Origin of the sequence: Reyranella sp., from assembly GCF_052439685.1 — a bacterium.
Classification (GTDB): domain Bacteria; phylum Pseudomonadota; class Alphaproteobacteria; order Reyranellales; family Reyranellaceae; genus Reyranella.
The window spans coordinates 253,533-267,520 of sequence record NZ_JBQVQG010000006.1; the positions used below are offsets into that span (position 1 = coordinate 253,533).

Consider the following 13,988-nt stretch of genomic DNA (forward strand, 5'->3'; position numbering starts at 1 on the left):
ATGGCCATCCGCGATCTCTCCGGGGCGGATCGCGGCGTGCGCCTGCGCGGGCCGACTGTGCCGCGCTTCCTCGCCCACCAGCTTGATGCGCGGCCCTTCTTCGTCATCGCCACCGTGGTTTCCCTGGCATTCCTGTTCGCCGCGATCTTCGCGCCGTGGGTGGCGCCCTATGCGCCGAACTTCCAGGATCCCGATGCCCTGATGGCGCCGCCGAGCGCCGCCCATTGGTGCGGCACCGATTCCTTCGGCCAGGATCTGCTGTCGCGTGTCATTTTCGGCACCCGCTATGTCTTCCTGATCGGTTTCTCCTCGGTCGCCATCGGTGCCGCAGGCGGACTAACGATCGGACTCGCCGCCGGATTGACGCACGGCGCTGTCGAATGGGGCCTGATGCGGTTCGTCGACGCGATCCTGGCACTGCCGTCGCTGATCATGGCGATCGCCTTCATCTCCATCCTCGGGCCGGGTATCGACAAGGTCATCTATGCCGTCGGCTTCGCCATGATCGGCCCCTTTGCCCGCACGGTGCGGGCCGACGTCCTCCAGGTCCGCGCGCAGGCCTTCGTCGAGGCGGCCGGGCTGATGGGGGTGGACCGGCTGCGCATCATCTGGCGCCACATCCTGCCGAACGTGATCTTTCCCCTCGCCGTCCAGGCGACGATCCGGATTGCCGAAGCGATTCTCGTTTCCTCAGCTTTGTCCTTTCTCGGCCTGGGTGTGGTGCCGCCGGCACCCGACTGGGGGTTGATGATCTCCGAAGGCCGCGCCTTCATAAGCATCGTGCCATGGATCTCCGGCGTGCCGGGCGCCGCCCTGGCCCTCCTGCTGATCTCCCTCAGCATCGTCGGCGACGGCGTCCGCGAGCAGTTCGATCCCAGGCTGCGGGCAAACCGGTAGGCCTGGGAGATGACTCAATCCGCGCGACGGACCGAGCCACGAGGGGACAACGTCCTGCCCCTGCCCCGCCACCGCGACCTCCTGTTGTCCCTCGCCGACATCTCGCTTGCCCGCAACGGAAATTCGGTGCTCGATTGCGTCAGCTTCGACCTCGGCCGCGGCGAGACACTGGGTCTGGTCGGCGAATCCGGCGCAGGGAAATCCACGATCGCGTTGGTCGCGATGGGTCTGCTTCGTCCTCCGGCGGTGACCCTCGACGGGCGCATGCAATTTGCCGAGCACGAGAACCTGCTCGCCGAGCCGGAGGCCGGGTGGGCGACCCTGCGCGGCCGGCGGATCGCCATGATCTTTCAGGATCCGGCATCGGCGCTGAACCCCTGTTTCACCGTCGGCCGCCAGCTCGGCGACCCGCTTCGCCGCCTGCTTGGTTTCGATCGTGCGGCGACCCGGCGGCGCTCGATCGAGCTGCTGGAGAGTGCGGGTCTCAACGACGCCGAGGCCAGGCTCGCCGCCTTTCCGCACGAACTCTCGGGCGGCATGCAGCAGCGGGTAATGATCGCCATCGCGCTTGCCTGCAATCCCGAACTGCTGCTCGCCGATGAGCCGACCAGTGCGCTCGACGTCACCATCCAGGCGCAGATCATGCAACTCATCCTGAGCCAGGTCCGCGCGCGTAACGCGAGCTGCATCTTCGTTCTGCACGACCTGGCACTGGCCTCGCAGGTGTGCGATCGCATCGTCGTGCTCTATGCCGGCCAGGTGGTCGAGGCCGGACCGACCGAGAACGTCCTGCGGCGTTCGCTGCATCCCTATACCAACGCGCTCAAATCCTGCGTGATCGAACTCGACACCGAGACGCTGACGCCGCCGGAAGGCGGCCTCCCGGCGATCGGGGCCATGCCGGCGGGCTGCCGCTTCGCGCCGCGTTGCCCCCGCGCCACCGCCCTGTGCACCAGTCAAACCCCGCCGCTTCGTTCGCTGGAGGGCCGCGACATCGCTTGCTGGCATCCGGGATGAACGACGCCGCGCCCATCTTCCGCCTGCTCGACGTCGAGAAGGTCTACCGGGTCGATCGCGGCGGCTGGTCGGGCCTCGGCCGACGCCCGCCGCGGCGGTTGGCGGCCCTCGACGGTATCCGGCTTACGGTACGGACGGGCGACAGCGTCGCGCTGGTCGGCGAGAGTGGTTCAGGCAAGTCGACCCTGTTGCGCGTCTTGCTCGGATTGACCGAGAGCAGCGACGGCCGTGCGCTCTATCGCGGCGACGACATCGAGAACCTGACGGACGACAAGCGGCGCTCATTCCAGCGCGACGTCGCCATGATCTACCAGGATGCGCGCGCCTCGCTGAATCCACGGCTCAAGGCGCTCGACCTGATCGGCGAGCCCATCCGCCAGCACGCGCTCTGCCCGGAGTCGGAGCTGCGCGACCGCGTCGCCGCTCTGCTCTCCCGTGTCGGCATGCCCGGCGACATGGCCGACCGCTTTCCAGGCCAGCTGTCGGGCGGCCAGGTGCGACGCGTCGCGATCGCTCGCGCCCTGGCCTCGGAACCCAAGGTGATCGTGGCCGACGAGGCGGTCTCGGGCCTCGACGTGTCGACCCAGGCACAACTCCTCAACCTCCTGCGCGGCCTGCAGCACGAGATGGGGCTGACGCTGATGTTCATCACCCATGACCTGGCGGTCGCGAGCTATCTGTGCCGCCGGATTGCGGTGATGTATCTCGGCCGGATCGTCGAGACCGGCCCGACGAAGGAGGTGCTGCGGCACCCGCTGCATCCCTACACGAGGGCGCTCCTCAACGCCTCTCCCCGCTTTTTCGAGCCGATTGCCGAGACATTGCCGGGCGAGATTCCGAGCCCGATCGACCTGCCGCCGGGCTGCCGGTTCGCCAGCCGCTGTCCCCGGGCGGCACAGGACTGCCGCACGCACGAGCCACCGCTCGCCCCGACACGCGCCAACCGCGAAGTCGCCTGCCTCCACCCGCTGATCGATTGACGCGGTAGTGGATTCCTACGGTTACGCCGCGCCCGAAGAGGCGCTCTCCAACGAGGTGTTGATGCGCGAGAAGTATCGCGGCATCCGCGCCGCGCCGGGCTATCCGCCTGCCCCGACCACAGCCAGAAGCCCGAACTGTTCCGGCTGCCGAACGCCGGCCAGAACGCCGGCATTCTCGGGCTATTACTTTGCCCATCCAGACGGGCGGAATTTCGGCGTCGCCCGCATCAGGTCGAGGACTATTCCAGGCGCCGCGGCGTCTCGATCGAGCAGGCGGAGCGCCGGCTGCGTCTGAACATCGGGTACTAGAGGGCTTTCAACGGTCCCGGCATCGTCGGCGCTCGCCGTCTGGCCGTCCTCGCAAGCCGCAATGCCGCCCATGCGGCGATCACAGCGGCCGCCAGGAGCAGCAGGTCCATGCCGGCGATGGCCCTCAGATGGGCCGTCGCGAGGCTCGTGGCGAGATGATGGCCGGTCGTGATCCAGTTGAGGATGACGGCGGCGACGGCCAAGGCTGCGATCATACTGCCCTGTTCGAGCCATGCCTTGCCCGGTCGCAGCCAGGCATGGGCAAAGGTGGCCAGCCAGACGATATAGAAGGTCCAGACCTCCAGCGCCGCCCGGTCCTCCCCCAGGAATGCTGCCCCAAGGGGCAACAGGCGGTTGACGACGAAGAAGGCCAGCGTGGCGACGATGATGCCGGTCACCGAACCGCCGACGATTCCCTCGACCACGCGCACGCCACGCATCCCGAGCCGCTCGTGCTTGGTCCGTCGCGATTCGAGCCAGAAGAGATAACCTGTCGCGATCAGCAGGCATCCCAGCAGGCCCAGACCGAAATAGACCCAGCGCAACGTCCAATGACGGAACTGGATGAAGTGCAGCCCCGAGATGAATCGCTGCGCACTCAGAACCGGCGCCGCCTTGAACTCGTACAGCAACGCTCCCGTGGCCGCGTCGAAGTAAACGAGATCGAGATTCATGGTCGCGGCGTCGTCGTATGATCGGCGGATCTCGACATACGAGTTTGCGTTACCAGGGTGCCACACGCGGACGAAGAACGGCTGTCCACCGTCCCACAAACGCGAAGCCTCGAGAACCAGGCTATCGAGCGAGACCGCGGTTGCGGCCGGCGCGTTGGCCTTCGGGCGACTGAAATTCCCGAACGCTTCCTGATTGAAGCTCCGCCGATCGCCGCCATAGGCGAGGTCCGTGGTCGACGGGAAGTAGATCGAGAAGAAGATGATCAGGCCCGACAGTGAGATGATGAAATGAAAGGGCAGGCCGAGCACGCCCGCGGCATTGTGCAGATCGAGCACGAGGCGCCTCGGCTTCTTGTCGACCCGGAAGGTGAAGAATTCCGCGAAGATCTTGCGGTGGATGACGACGCCCGACACGCAGAGCGCCAGCATTGCCATGGCCGCCATCCCGACGATCCAGTAGCCGAGCGACCAGAGGCTGACATTCAGACTATAATGAAACGGGAAAATGAACCGCGTCCCGGCCAGTGTGCCACCCTCCGGCAGCACTTTCAGGGTCGCGGGATCGAGATCCCGCTGGATGAAGGGTCCGCTCGTCCCGCGGTAACCGATGCGCACGGCCGGCTCCCGTTCCGTCGGAAAACGCATGAACCACTGGACCGTGTCGCCGACGAGGGGCTTCAGCTCACCGGCAACCGCATCGACCGAGAGGGCCTGTACCGCTTCCACCCGCGTGCTCGGCTTCATCCACAGGTCGATCTCCCGGTCGAAGACCGAGAGGGTCCCCATCCAGAAGATGGCGAACAGGAGCCCGCCCAGGGCGACTCCCACCCAAGTATGGAGCCAGTTCATGGACGCGCGAAATGTCGGCTCCACGTCAGTTTTCCGTCAAATTTGCACGCGCCCGCAATGACTGCTCCCCGTACTGCCCTACATAAGACGATTGGGACGGACGTTTTTCCCGCCGGGGCGCCCAATTTTTCGAGTGAGCGATGATTCACTCTCGGGTGGCATCCTGATCTGTCGTCCTGCGGCCTTAGAGTTCGCCTCAGAAGTCCGCCGTCATCGCCAGCCTGAAGGTGCGGGGCGCGCCGAGGTACATCAGGGAAGAGTTCGTGCCGCCGGCCCAATAATTGGAATCGAGCACATTCTCGACATTGAACCTGACGACCAGCAGCTTGCCCTTGGCTCCCGGATTCTCGAACGCGTAGCGAGCGCCGAGATCGAGGCGGGTCCACTCGGGAAGGCTGCGGCGCGGCGACAGCGTATCGATGAACTGGGAGCCGGTGTAGGTCGCCCGCCCCGTCAGCGTGAGTCCCCTCACATAGGGCAGATCCCATTCGCCGCCGATGTTGAACTGCGCCCCTGGCGAGAATGGCGCGATCCAGCCGTCGGTCAGCCCGCCCTGCGTCTTGGTCAGCACGGCGTTGAGCAGCATCGCGCCGCCGAGCACGCGGAAGCCCTCGGTCACTTCGCCGAAGAAGTTCAGCTCGAAGCCCTGGTTGACCTGCTCGCCGCCCAGATACTGCGTGTTGGTCGCGACGTTGGTGAGAATGCTCGGCTGCGAGATCTGAAAGAAGCTGGCGGTCGTGGTGAGCTTGCCCCAGTCGACCTTGATGCCGGCTTCGTATTGCGTGGACTGGTAGGGTGGGAAGATCTCGCCGGCATTCACGAAAGGCTGCGGAACCACGGCGCCCTGCTGCAGGCCCTGGATGAAATTGGCATAGAAGGAGACGTTCTCCCAGAACGGCTTGACGACCAGCGCCACCGAGGGGCTGAACGCGCTCTGATCGTAGCTCGACGTCTGCGCGCCGCTCACGACATTGAAGTTCGCTGCTTCGACCCGCTGGAAACGGCCACCGACGGTGAGCTGTACGCGGCCGTTGGCGCCGGAAAGGGTATCGGCGATGCCGATGCTGGTGAGACGGGATGTCGAGGTCTTGTGCGGCGCCGGTGTCGCGATATCCGGTCGGGCGATCGTCGTGGGATTGTAGATGTTGGTGGTGAAGCCTGCCCCATGAACGATCGTGTCCTGGCCTTCCTCCTGCGCAAAGGTCGTCGCGGAGACGGCGAACTGATGGTTGATGGGACCTGTATCAACCACCGCGCGGACGCCGGCGGTTGCCGTGAAGGTCGACTTATAGGCGGTGAAGTTGAACGGCGCGGCGGCGGTGGCGTCTCCGTCGAAATTCGTGATCGTCGTCAGGACGGAATACATGCCCCTGAAGCGGGTGTCGCGGGCGCCGGCCGCGACATAGGCCGTGACGTTTTCGATGAGATCGGCTTCCGCGCGGGCCGCCCCGAACACGTCCTTGCGCTCGACATATCCCCAAGGCTGCGCCGTCGGATTGGTGCGCGCACTCGGTGCGCCCGGCAGGGCCACGCCGTCGGCGAGGCCGAGGTAGGGAGAAGCTCCGGCCATGTATTGCGACTGGAATCCGAAGTCGCCCGAAAGCCGGACGCGCTCGCCGCGATAGTCGACGCCGAGCGTCGCGAGGCCCCTTTGCTCGGAATTGTACTGCAGCTCCGTCTGGCCTGCCCGGAACACCCCGTTGGCGCGGACGCCGAACTGCTTGTCCTCGCCGAAGCGGCGGGCGAAGTCGACATGTCCGCCGAGCTGGCCGGCCGAGATGTAGTTCGCCGTCGCCTCCGTGAGCGGCGCCGCAGGCGCGCGCTTGGGAACCACGTTGACCGTACCGCCAATATCGCCGGTTGGCGGCACGCCGTTCAGCATGACGCTCGGTCCTTTCAGGACCTCGACATGCTCCGCCAACTCGGCCATCGGCGAAAAGCCCGGCAGCACGCCGTACAGTCCACCATAGGACCAGCCCAGGGGATCGACGGCAAATCCCCTGATGCGCAGTCCCTCGGTACCCACATTGAAATTGCTGCGCGAACTTCGCACCGAAGGATCGTCGGCCAGAATGTCGACGATCGTCTTGGCCTGCTGGTCCTGCGCCTTCTTCGCGGTGTAACTCGTCTGGTTGAACGGCGTGTCCATTACGTCGCGATTGCCGAGCAGCCCGAGTTGGCCGCCGGTCGCCACCTGTCCACCGGCATATGGCAGCGGCAGGTTGTCGATGATGGCCTGCGGCGGCACCGCCACGCCCTGTACCTGGACCGGGTCGAGTTGCAGCGCCCCGGATTCGCTATCGGCAAGGCGCTGCAACATCGCGGTATTGCCTGTCACGCGATAGGTGATGCCCGTGCCGGCCAGCAGCCGGTCGAGCGCCTGCGCCGGCGTCAGCGCACCGCTTGCGCCCGGCGAGGAGACACCCTGGGCGAGACCGGCGCTGATCGAGACCTGCATGCCCGACTGCTGGCCGAACGCGGCGAGCGCGCCGGCAAGCGGCTGCGGCGGGATATCGAAGCTGCGTTGTTGCGCCTGGGCGATGCCGATACCGGGTTCGGATTGAGCAGACGCCTCACCGCCCACAACCGTCACCGTCGCCAGTGCCAATGCAACGCCCTGCAGGGCCTGCCTGGCCCGTCCCCCGACAACCGCCATCGTACTCTCTCCCAACGACATGGCGCGGCGACCGGGTCTGCGGCGGCGTCTCAGATCGGCGCGTGGTCAATCAACGTCCGGCGCCGGCAAAGTTTTTGGAGAAAGTTCGCGCAGGTCAGTTCGCGGAGACGACGATCAGCCAGGGAGACACCTGGCGGACGACGCCGCCATGGACGCCGGCGGCGGCCCGCAGGGCCGCGACCGGATCGTCGAGATTGTAGACGCCCGTCACGCGCTGCCGTGCCAGCGCGCCGTCGGTGACCAGCACGACGCCTTGGAACGAGCGGCCCACTTCGTCGACGATGTCCGCGATCGCGCGATCGCGGGCGACGATCTGCCCTCTCTGCCACGCCGCGACTTCGGTGGGCGGCACGGTCCCGCGCGCAACGTCGGCGCCCCGCTCGACCCTCGCCCAATCACCGGCCTTCAAGCGCTCGGAGACAGGGGGCGCGGCCGCTCGATCGACGCGCACCTCGCCCTGGCGCACCGCGACGAACGCCCCGGCTGCCAGCAGCCGTACGTCGAACACCGTGCCGAGCACGGTCGTCTCGACGCCACCGGCCTCGACACGGAACGGGCGCGCGCTGTCGGGTACGACCTCGAACAGCGCTTCTCCCCGCAGCAGCCGCACGCCACGGCTGCCAGCGCCCAGCACCTCAATGGCACTGCCGGGTGCCAGGCGGACCGAAGACCCGTCGTCGAGCACGACCGACCGGCTTTCGGCAACGGAGGTCACGTGGTCGGCCTGCCACTGCAGGTGGAGACCGGGCAAGGTCACCAGCGCGAGGCAGGCCGCGAGCGCCAGCGCCGCGGCCGGGAGCAGGAAGCGCCGACGTCGCGCCCGGACGCCATCCAGCCGTGTGACGGACGCAACGGCGCCCGGCCGGGACTCGCGGGCCGCGCGATGTTCGACATAGGCCGGCGCCCCGATCGCGTCGTAGACATCGGACACGCCAGCCCAGGCGGCCGCATTCTCGGGACGCTCGGCGAGCCACGTCTCGAAGCGCCGGCGCAGGTCGACATCGTCCGGCTCTTCCTCCAACGCGAGCAGCCAGTGGGCCGCCGCGACCGACGCATCCTGCTCGTCCTTGTCGATCGACATGTCCGTCCTTGGCCAGAGGGGCCACCGATTTCAGGGCATCCGCACGCCCACGTCACACTAGACGCTGCGGCGGTCGAAAATTTTTGGAAAGATTTCAGCCTACCGGTCTGCCTTCAGCCGGCGGTGACAATGCGCCAACCCCTCGGCCACGATCTGGTAGGCAACCGGGACCGACACGCCCAGGCGGGCCGCTATTTCCTTGAGCTTGCAGCCCTCGATACGTCGCATCTCGAGGGCGATGCGGGTCCGCTCGGGCAGTTCCTCCATCGCCTCGATCAGCCGGCGGATATCCTGGCGCGCCGAAGCCTGCATCTCGGGCGATGCCAGGCCGTCGGCCAGCGATTCCGCCTCGGACAGGCTCTCGCTGCCAACCACGCGCTCCCGCGCCATGCGGCGGCGGCAATCGACCGAGAGGTTGCGCACGATGCGATAGAGATAGCCGACCGGCTCCTCCAGCGGGCCCTTGGCCATGGCCGAGACGAACCGCAGCCATGCCTCCTGGACGACATCCTCGGCACGCGCATGATCGCCGACGATGCCGCTCGCATAGCTCGTCAGCGCATGTCGATGCGCCGCGTACAATGCCAAGGCCGTCGGCTCGCCACCCAAGCTGCGCACTCCAGTTGCGAATTATTCGCAAGTCGCCTTATAAGCCCCGCCGGACACGCGCGGCAAGAGACATCGCGTGCCGCGGAGAATCCCGCTAAGAGCGCGCACCTCTTCCCCTGTGCGGGCGAGGTCGGAGACACGATGCTGAGCTATGCCCTCGTCCTGTTCGTCGGATTCATCGCCGGGACGGTGAGCGGTATCGTCGGGACCGGCGCGACCGTCATCCTGCTGCCGGTGCTGGTCATGGTCTTCGGGCCGCGCGAGGCGGTGCCGATAATGGCGGTCGTCGCGCTGATGTCGAACTTCGCCAAAATCACCGCCTGGTGGCGCCGCATCGACTGGCGCGCCTCTGCGGCCTACGCTCTGGGCGGCATTCCGGCCGCGGCGCTGGGCGCCCGCACCCTGCTGGCGCTGCCGGAGAACACGGTCGAGACGGCGCTCGGCATCTTCTTCCTCGCCATGATCCCGGGCCGGCGCTGGCTCGCCCGGCGCAACATCGTGCTGGGGTATGGCGGCATGTTCGCGGCCGGCATCGTGATCGGTTTCCTGACCGGCATCGTGGTCTCGACCGGACCACTCAGCGTGCCGGCCTTCGCCGCACACGGACTCGTCAAAGGCGCCTTCATCGCCACCGAAGCCGCGGGTTCGCTCGCGCTCTACATCAGCAAGGCCGTCACCTTCCAGGCGTTCGGCGCGCTGCCCACCGATATAGTCGTCAAAGGGTTGATCACCGGCTCCTCGGTGATGGCCGGCACCTATCTCTCGCGCCTGATCGTCGAACGGCTGAGCGTTGCCGCCTTCCAGTACATGCTCGACATCGTGATGGCCGTGTCCGGTGTCGCGCTGCTTTGGCAGGCGCTGAGGTAGACGAGCGCGAAATTGATTGGCAAGGAGGAACTCCCCTTCAAGGAGACCGACTATGGCAATCACGAAGAAGCAGGAACTGCGCGCCCTCACCGAGAGCGAGCGCGAGCTGGTGGCGATGTCCGGCATCCGCGCCGCACGGTCGCTGACCGATTCCGAACTCAGCCGGTTGGTGAAGCGCCTGCGCACGAAGCGCGACCGCGCGAAGACGGTGGCGGAGCGCCAGCGCCGCGAGCTGCGTGGCAAAGCCCGGCCGCGCGGTGCGACGCCGGCGAAAGCCGATGACGGATCGAAGCTCAAGCTCGAGATACTGTCGGCGGCGCTCACCCGTCTCGACACCGAGACCGCGCGCCGCGGCGAGATCAAGGCGAAGGCCGACCTGGTCGCCAGCGCGAAGAAGGCGCTGGCGCTGAAGCAGAAGGCCAAGACGGCCAAGACGCCGGCGAAGGCCAAGGGCCCCGCCAAGGCGGTTCGCGGCAAGGGTCGCGTCCTCGTGGAGAACCACGTGCCGGGATCGGTGCGCGGCAGCGTGCGCAAGCAGGTCGCGCGCGCCCAGGCGAAGCGCGACGCGCGATAGGGCTTTCCGGGCGGACCTCGCCCGGCCGCCATGCGAGAGGCCGCCGCCGACACGGGCGGCGGACCGCGCTAGGCTGGCAGCAGGCTTCCAGGGAGGAACGCATGCTGGCCAACACCACGCGCACGCTCACCGAGGCACAAAGAGAGCAGTGGGCCGTCGACGGCTACCTGCAGATCGAGGGCGCGCTGTCGTCCGCCGAGGTCGATTTCTTTTCCAGGCTACTCGACGACAAAGTGCGCCCCGAGCCGGGTTACGAACCCGCGCCGGGCACGCTGCCGCGCGGCCATTATGCGTGGAAGCTGCCCGACCAGAACAAGGACGCGTTCATGGATAGGCGCGACCTGCTGCCCTACCACCAGGCCTTCATCGACCTGATCGACCGGCCGGCGATCTTCGATCTGATCCTCGACCTCATGGGCCCCTACATCCAGTTCTCGATGAGCCAGGCGATCGTGCGGGCCTCGACCGACACCTTTCCGGGTTACACCCACACCGACGGCGGGCAGGCCCAGAAATCGATCCGCGTCAGCGAGACCAGCCGGCCGCTGGCGGTGAAGGTCATGTACCTGCTGACCGACGTGACCGGCCCGGACAGCGGCAACTTCACCGTGTTCCCGGGCAGCCATCTGCGCAGCTTCCCGGAGCGCGCCGAGCGCATCCCCCACCCCGGCATGCCGGGCGCGGTGCCGCTGCTCGGCAAGGCGGGCGACGCCTATGTCTTCCCGCACGCCCTGTGGCACGGGCCCTCGCCCAACCATTCCGGCAAGGCGCGCAAGACCCTGCTCTACAACTACTGCCAGATGTTCATCCGCGCCTACGACTTCAGCGGCGCCTATGCAGCGGTGCTCGACCGCTGCACGCCGCGCCAGCGCCGCCTCCTGGGCGACCTCGGCCACGATTTCAGGCCCGGCGACTTCTTCTACGCGCCTGAGGACCAGGAAGCGGTGATGACGGGCGCCAGGCCTTGAGTCGTGGTAGTGGCTGTCTCCCGGACGGGCGCGCCTGCGGGCCGCCCTCCCCAACAGGAGTGTCTATGAAGAACGTCGTCATGACGGCCGCCCTGGCCGCCCTCGCCCTGTCGACCGGCGCCTGCAGCCTGCAGCAGTCGAGCGCGCAGCAGCTCAACACGACCAATGCCAATTCGCGTATCTACATCGGCTCGCTGACCTGCAATGTCGGCGGCAGCACGGGCTATATCCTGGGCTCGGCCAAGCCGCTCGACTGCGTGTTCCTCGGCAAGGACGGCGTCTCGACGGCGCAGTACACCGGCACGATCGACAAGGTCGGCATCGACATCGGCTACACCAAGGCCGTGCACACGATCTGGCGCGTCTACTCGTTGGGCTCGGACCGCGGCGCCACCCAGCTGAGCGGCACCTATGTCGGCGAGCAGGGCACTGTCGCGGCCGGCAACCAGGCCGGCGGCAACTGGATCTATGGCGGCCCCAACGCCGAGATCGGCATGCTGGCCTCGGGCGTCGTGAAGGACGCCGGCTACAACCTGGCGACCGGCGTCGCTGCCATGACGATCCGGCTGAAGCAGTAGACTCCCAGACCGGTTAAGCCGTCGCCGCCTGCAACGCGCAGCCGGCGACGGTGATGCGGTGCATCAGGCGCCGCTCGCCCTGATAGTCGTTCTGGGCGCTGTGCCAGGTGGCGCGGTTGTCCCAGAAGGCGATCGAGCCGTCGCGCCACTGGAAGCGGCTGGTGAAATCGCCCCGCGTGACATGCGCATAGAGATAGTCGAGCAGCGGGTTGCTGTCCTCGACGCTCCAGCCCTCGAAATGCAGCGTGAAGTCCGGATTGACGTAGAGCGCCTCGCGGCCGCTCAGCGGATGGCGGATCACCACCGGATGCAGCACGTCGCCGACCTGGTCGGCATTGTGGAACACGTGATCGCTGCCGCTCGCCTTGCGCGCCGCCGCGCCGAACCGATGCGCCGAGGAGTGCACGGCGTTCAGTCCGCGAAGTGTCTTCTTCAGACCCTCGGACAGCGTCTCGAATGCGCGATAGACGTTGGAGAACAGCGTGTCGCCCCCTTTCGATGGCAGCTCGCGCGCCACCAGGATCGAGCCCATGGCGGGGATCTGGTCGTAGGTATGATCGGTGTGCCAGCGCTCGCCGATGTTCTTCTGCTGTTGCGGCTCCTTGCGCACCTCGGCGATCATCGGGTAACCGGCGACCGGGTTGAAGTAGCGGTTGATGTCGATCTGGCCCCAGCGCTGCGCGAATTCGATGTGCTGCTCGGGCGTCAACGCCTGGTCGCGGAAGAAGATCACGCCGTGCTCGACGAAGGCGCGTTGCACCTCGTCCCACTGGCGATTGCTCATCGACTTGAGATCGAGCCCCAGCACCTCGGCGCCGCAGCCGCCCTCGAGTTCGCGCACCTGAACCGTCTCGTACGTCATGGGCTGTCCTCCGGCCCCGAGCTTATCGCGCCTGCACCCCGAGCAACAGCAGGGCGATCGACAGGGTGAAGACGCTGGCGGCGGTCGAGATCACCACGGCATTGGTCGCACGCGCGACGCCCACGCCGTACATCTGGGCGATCAGATAGACGTTGGCGCCGGCCGGAAGGGCAGCGTTCAGCGTCGCCACAGTGAGCCACAGCGGATCGAGCGGGAAAACATAGCGGCCGATCGTCCAGACCAGCACCGGCAGGACCGCGAGCTTGAAGGTCGAAGCCACCGCCGCCGACTGCCAATGGCCCTTGAGGCCTACATGGGCGAGCGAGGCGCCGACCATGATCAGGCCGCAGGGCGGCGCCGCCGCTGCAAGGGCCTGCAGGATGCGGTCGATCACCGCCGGTGTGGCGATACCGGGAACATGGGTGGTGATCTCCCCCCACAGCAGGCCCGCGAAGATCGCCGGGATCACCGGGTGCTTGAGCATCGACAATGCAGCGCCACCGAGCCGCTTCAGCACATTGCCCTGCCGCCCGCCCGCGCCGTCCATCTCCATCAGGAAGCAGGTGAAGGTGAGGAGGATCAGCGAATGCACGCTGATGATCATCAGCAGCGGCACCAACCCCTGCTCGCCGAAGCCATAACTGACGAACGGGATGCCGATGCCGACCCCGTTCGAGAAGGAGCCGCTCAGCGCGAACATGGCCCGGTCGCCCAGCCGCAGCCCCTGCATGCGGCCGAGCACCATGAGCATGCCGTAGAGGACCATCACGCCGCTGAAGAAGGCGAGCAGCACCTGCGGCTCAAGCGTCTCCAGCCGCACCTTGGCCATGGAGCGGAAGAGCAGCGCGGGAAACAGCACGTAGAAGGTCACGGCGGTGAAACCGCGCAAGCCCTCGGGACTGAGGAGCTTGCTTCGGCCGATCATCCAGCCGACCAGCACCATGCCGAACACCGGCACGATGATATCGACGATCGCACTCATGCGCTGGGGGCGCGCCCCGCCCCGGGCGCGGGCTGATATTTTTAGAACAGCGCGGGGTTTATCG

The 13,988-nt window shown here is 66.9% G+C and carries 14 protein-coding genes; 8 read left to right on the forward strand and 6 right to left on the reverse strand.

The window, feature by feature from the left end:
- The 4 genes from ACT6UX_RS11140 to ACT6UX_RS11155 are packed head-to-tail and all read left to right on the forward strand — an operon-like array spanning nucleotide 1 to nucleotide 3,189.
- Nucleotides 1-897 (forward strand): ABC transporter permease, encoded by an 897-nt coding sequence (locus ACT6UX_RS11140; protein ID WP_444775219.1) that lies wholly within the window; start codon nucleotides 1-3, stop codon nucleotides 895-897.
- A gap of 9 nt (nucleotides 898-906) precedes the next feature.
- Nucleotides 907-1,914, forward strand: coding sequence for an ABC transporter ATP-binding protein (locus tag ACT6UX_RS11145; RefSeq protein WP_444775220.1), 1,008 nt, complete (start codon nucleotides 907-909; stop codon nucleotides 1,912-1,914).
- Nucleotides 1,911-2,894 (forward strand): ABC transporter ATP-binding protein, encoded by a 984-nt coding sequence (locus ACT6UX_RS11150; protein WP_444775221.1) that lies wholly within the window; start codon nucleotides 1,911-1,913, stop codon nucleotides 2,892-2,894. The genes ACT6UX_RS11145 and ACT6UX_RS11150 overlap by 4 nt, the downstream gene beginning before the upstream one ends.
- A 7-nt stretch (nucleotides 2,895-2,901) precedes the next feature.
- Nucleotides 2,902-3,189, forward strand: a complete 288-nt coding sequence (locus ACT6UX_RS11155; RefSeq protein ID WP_444775222.1) for a vitamin B12 dependent-methionine synthase activation domain-containing protein — start codon at nucleotides 2,902-2,904, stop codon at nucleotides 3,187-3,189.
- Between the two features lie 10 nt (nucleotides 3,190-3,199).
- Here the strand turns inward: ACT6UX_RS11155 and ACT6UX_RS11160 are convergent, their stop codons facing one another.
- From ACT6UX_RS11160 to ACT6UX_RS11175, 4 genes are all read right to left on the reverse strand, one after another.
- Nucleotides 3,200-4,750, reverse strand: coding sequence for a PepSY-associated TM helix domain-containing protein (locus ACT6UX_RS11160; protein WP_444775223.1), 1,551 nt, complete (start codon nucleotides 4,748-4,750; stop codon nucleotides 3,200-3,202).
- Between the two features lie 172 nt (nucleotides 4,751-4,922).
- Nucleotides 4,923-7,382: a TonB-dependent siderophore receptor gene (locus tag ACT6UX_RS11165; protein ID WP_444775224.1), complete on the reverse strand. Its 2,460-nt coding sequence runs from the start codon at nucleotides 7,380-7,382 to the stop codon at nucleotides 4,923-4,925.
- A gap of 115 nt (nucleotides 7,383-7,497) precedes the next feature.
- The gene (locus ACT6UX_RS11170; RefSeq protein WP_444775225.1) at nucleotides 7,498-8,484 is read right to left on the reverse strand and encodes a FecR family protein; all 987 of its coding nucleotides are present in this window, start codon (nucleotides 8,482-8,484) and stop codon (nucleotides 7,498-7,500) included.
- Nucleotides 8,485-8,583: 99 nt separating this feature from the next.
- Nucleotides 8,584-9,072, reverse strand: coding sequence for a sigma-70 family RNA polymerase sigma factor (locus ACT6UX_RS11175; protein ID WP_444775226.1), 489 nt, complete (start codon nucleotides 9,070-9,072; stop codon nucleotides 8,584-8,586).
- 165 nt (nucleotides 9,073-9,237) lie between these two features.
- On the opposite strand from ACT6UX_RS11175, the gene ACT6UX_RS11180 reads away from it, so the two are divergent.
- The 4 genes from ACT6UX_RS11180 to ACT6UX_RS11195 all read left to right on the forward strand — a co-directional run bounded on the left by ACT6UX_RS11180 (nucleotide 9,238) and on the right by ACT6UX_RS11195 (nucleotide 12,080).
- On the forward strand, nucleotides 9,238-9,960 hold the full coding sequence (locus ACT6UX_RS11180; protein ID WP_444775237.1) for a sulfite exporter TauE/SafE family protein: 723 nt from the start codon (nucleotides 9,238-9,240) through the stop codon (nucleotides 9,958-9,960).
- A gap of 52 nt (nucleotides 9,961-10,012) precedes the next feature.
- Complete coding sequence (locus ACT6UX_RS11185; protein WP_444775227.1) at nucleotides 10,013-10,534, forward strand: hypothetical protein; 522 nt, start codon at nucleotides 10,013-10,015, stop codon at nucleotides 10,532-10,534.
- Between the two features lie 101 nt (nucleotides 10,535-10,635).
- Nucleotides 10,636-11,502, forward strand: coding sequence for a phytanoyl-CoA dioxygenase family protein (locus ACT6UX_RS11190; protein WP_444775228.1), 867 nt, complete (start codon nucleotides 10,636-10,638; stop codon nucleotides 11,500-11,502).
- A 65-nt stretch (nucleotides 11,503-11,567) separates the two neighbouring features.
- Nucleotides 11,568-12,080, forward strand: coding sequence for a DUF992 domain-containing protein (locus ACT6UX_RS11195; protein WP_425064282.1), 513 nt, complete (start codon nucleotides 11,568-11,570; stop codon nucleotides 12,078-12,080).
- 13 nt (nucleotides 12,081-12,093) lie between these two features.
- Here the strand turns inward: ACT6UX_RS11195 and ACT6UX_RS11200 are convergent, their stop codons facing one another.
- Both ACT6UX_RS11200 and ACT6UX_RS11205 read right to left on the reverse strand, forming a co-directional pair.
- Nucleotides 12,094-12,942 (reverse strand): TauD/TfdA dioxygenase family protein, encoded by an 849-nt coding sequence (locus ACT6UX_RS11200; protein WP_444775229.1) that lies wholly within the window; start codon nucleotides 12,940-12,942, stop codon nucleotides 12,094-12,096.
- Nucleotides 12,943-12,964: 22 nt separating this feature from the next.
- The coding region (locus ACT6UX_RS11205) for an AEC family transporter (protein WP_444775230.1) at nucleotides 12,965-13,988 on the reverse strand (1,024 nt) is incomplete at its 5' end.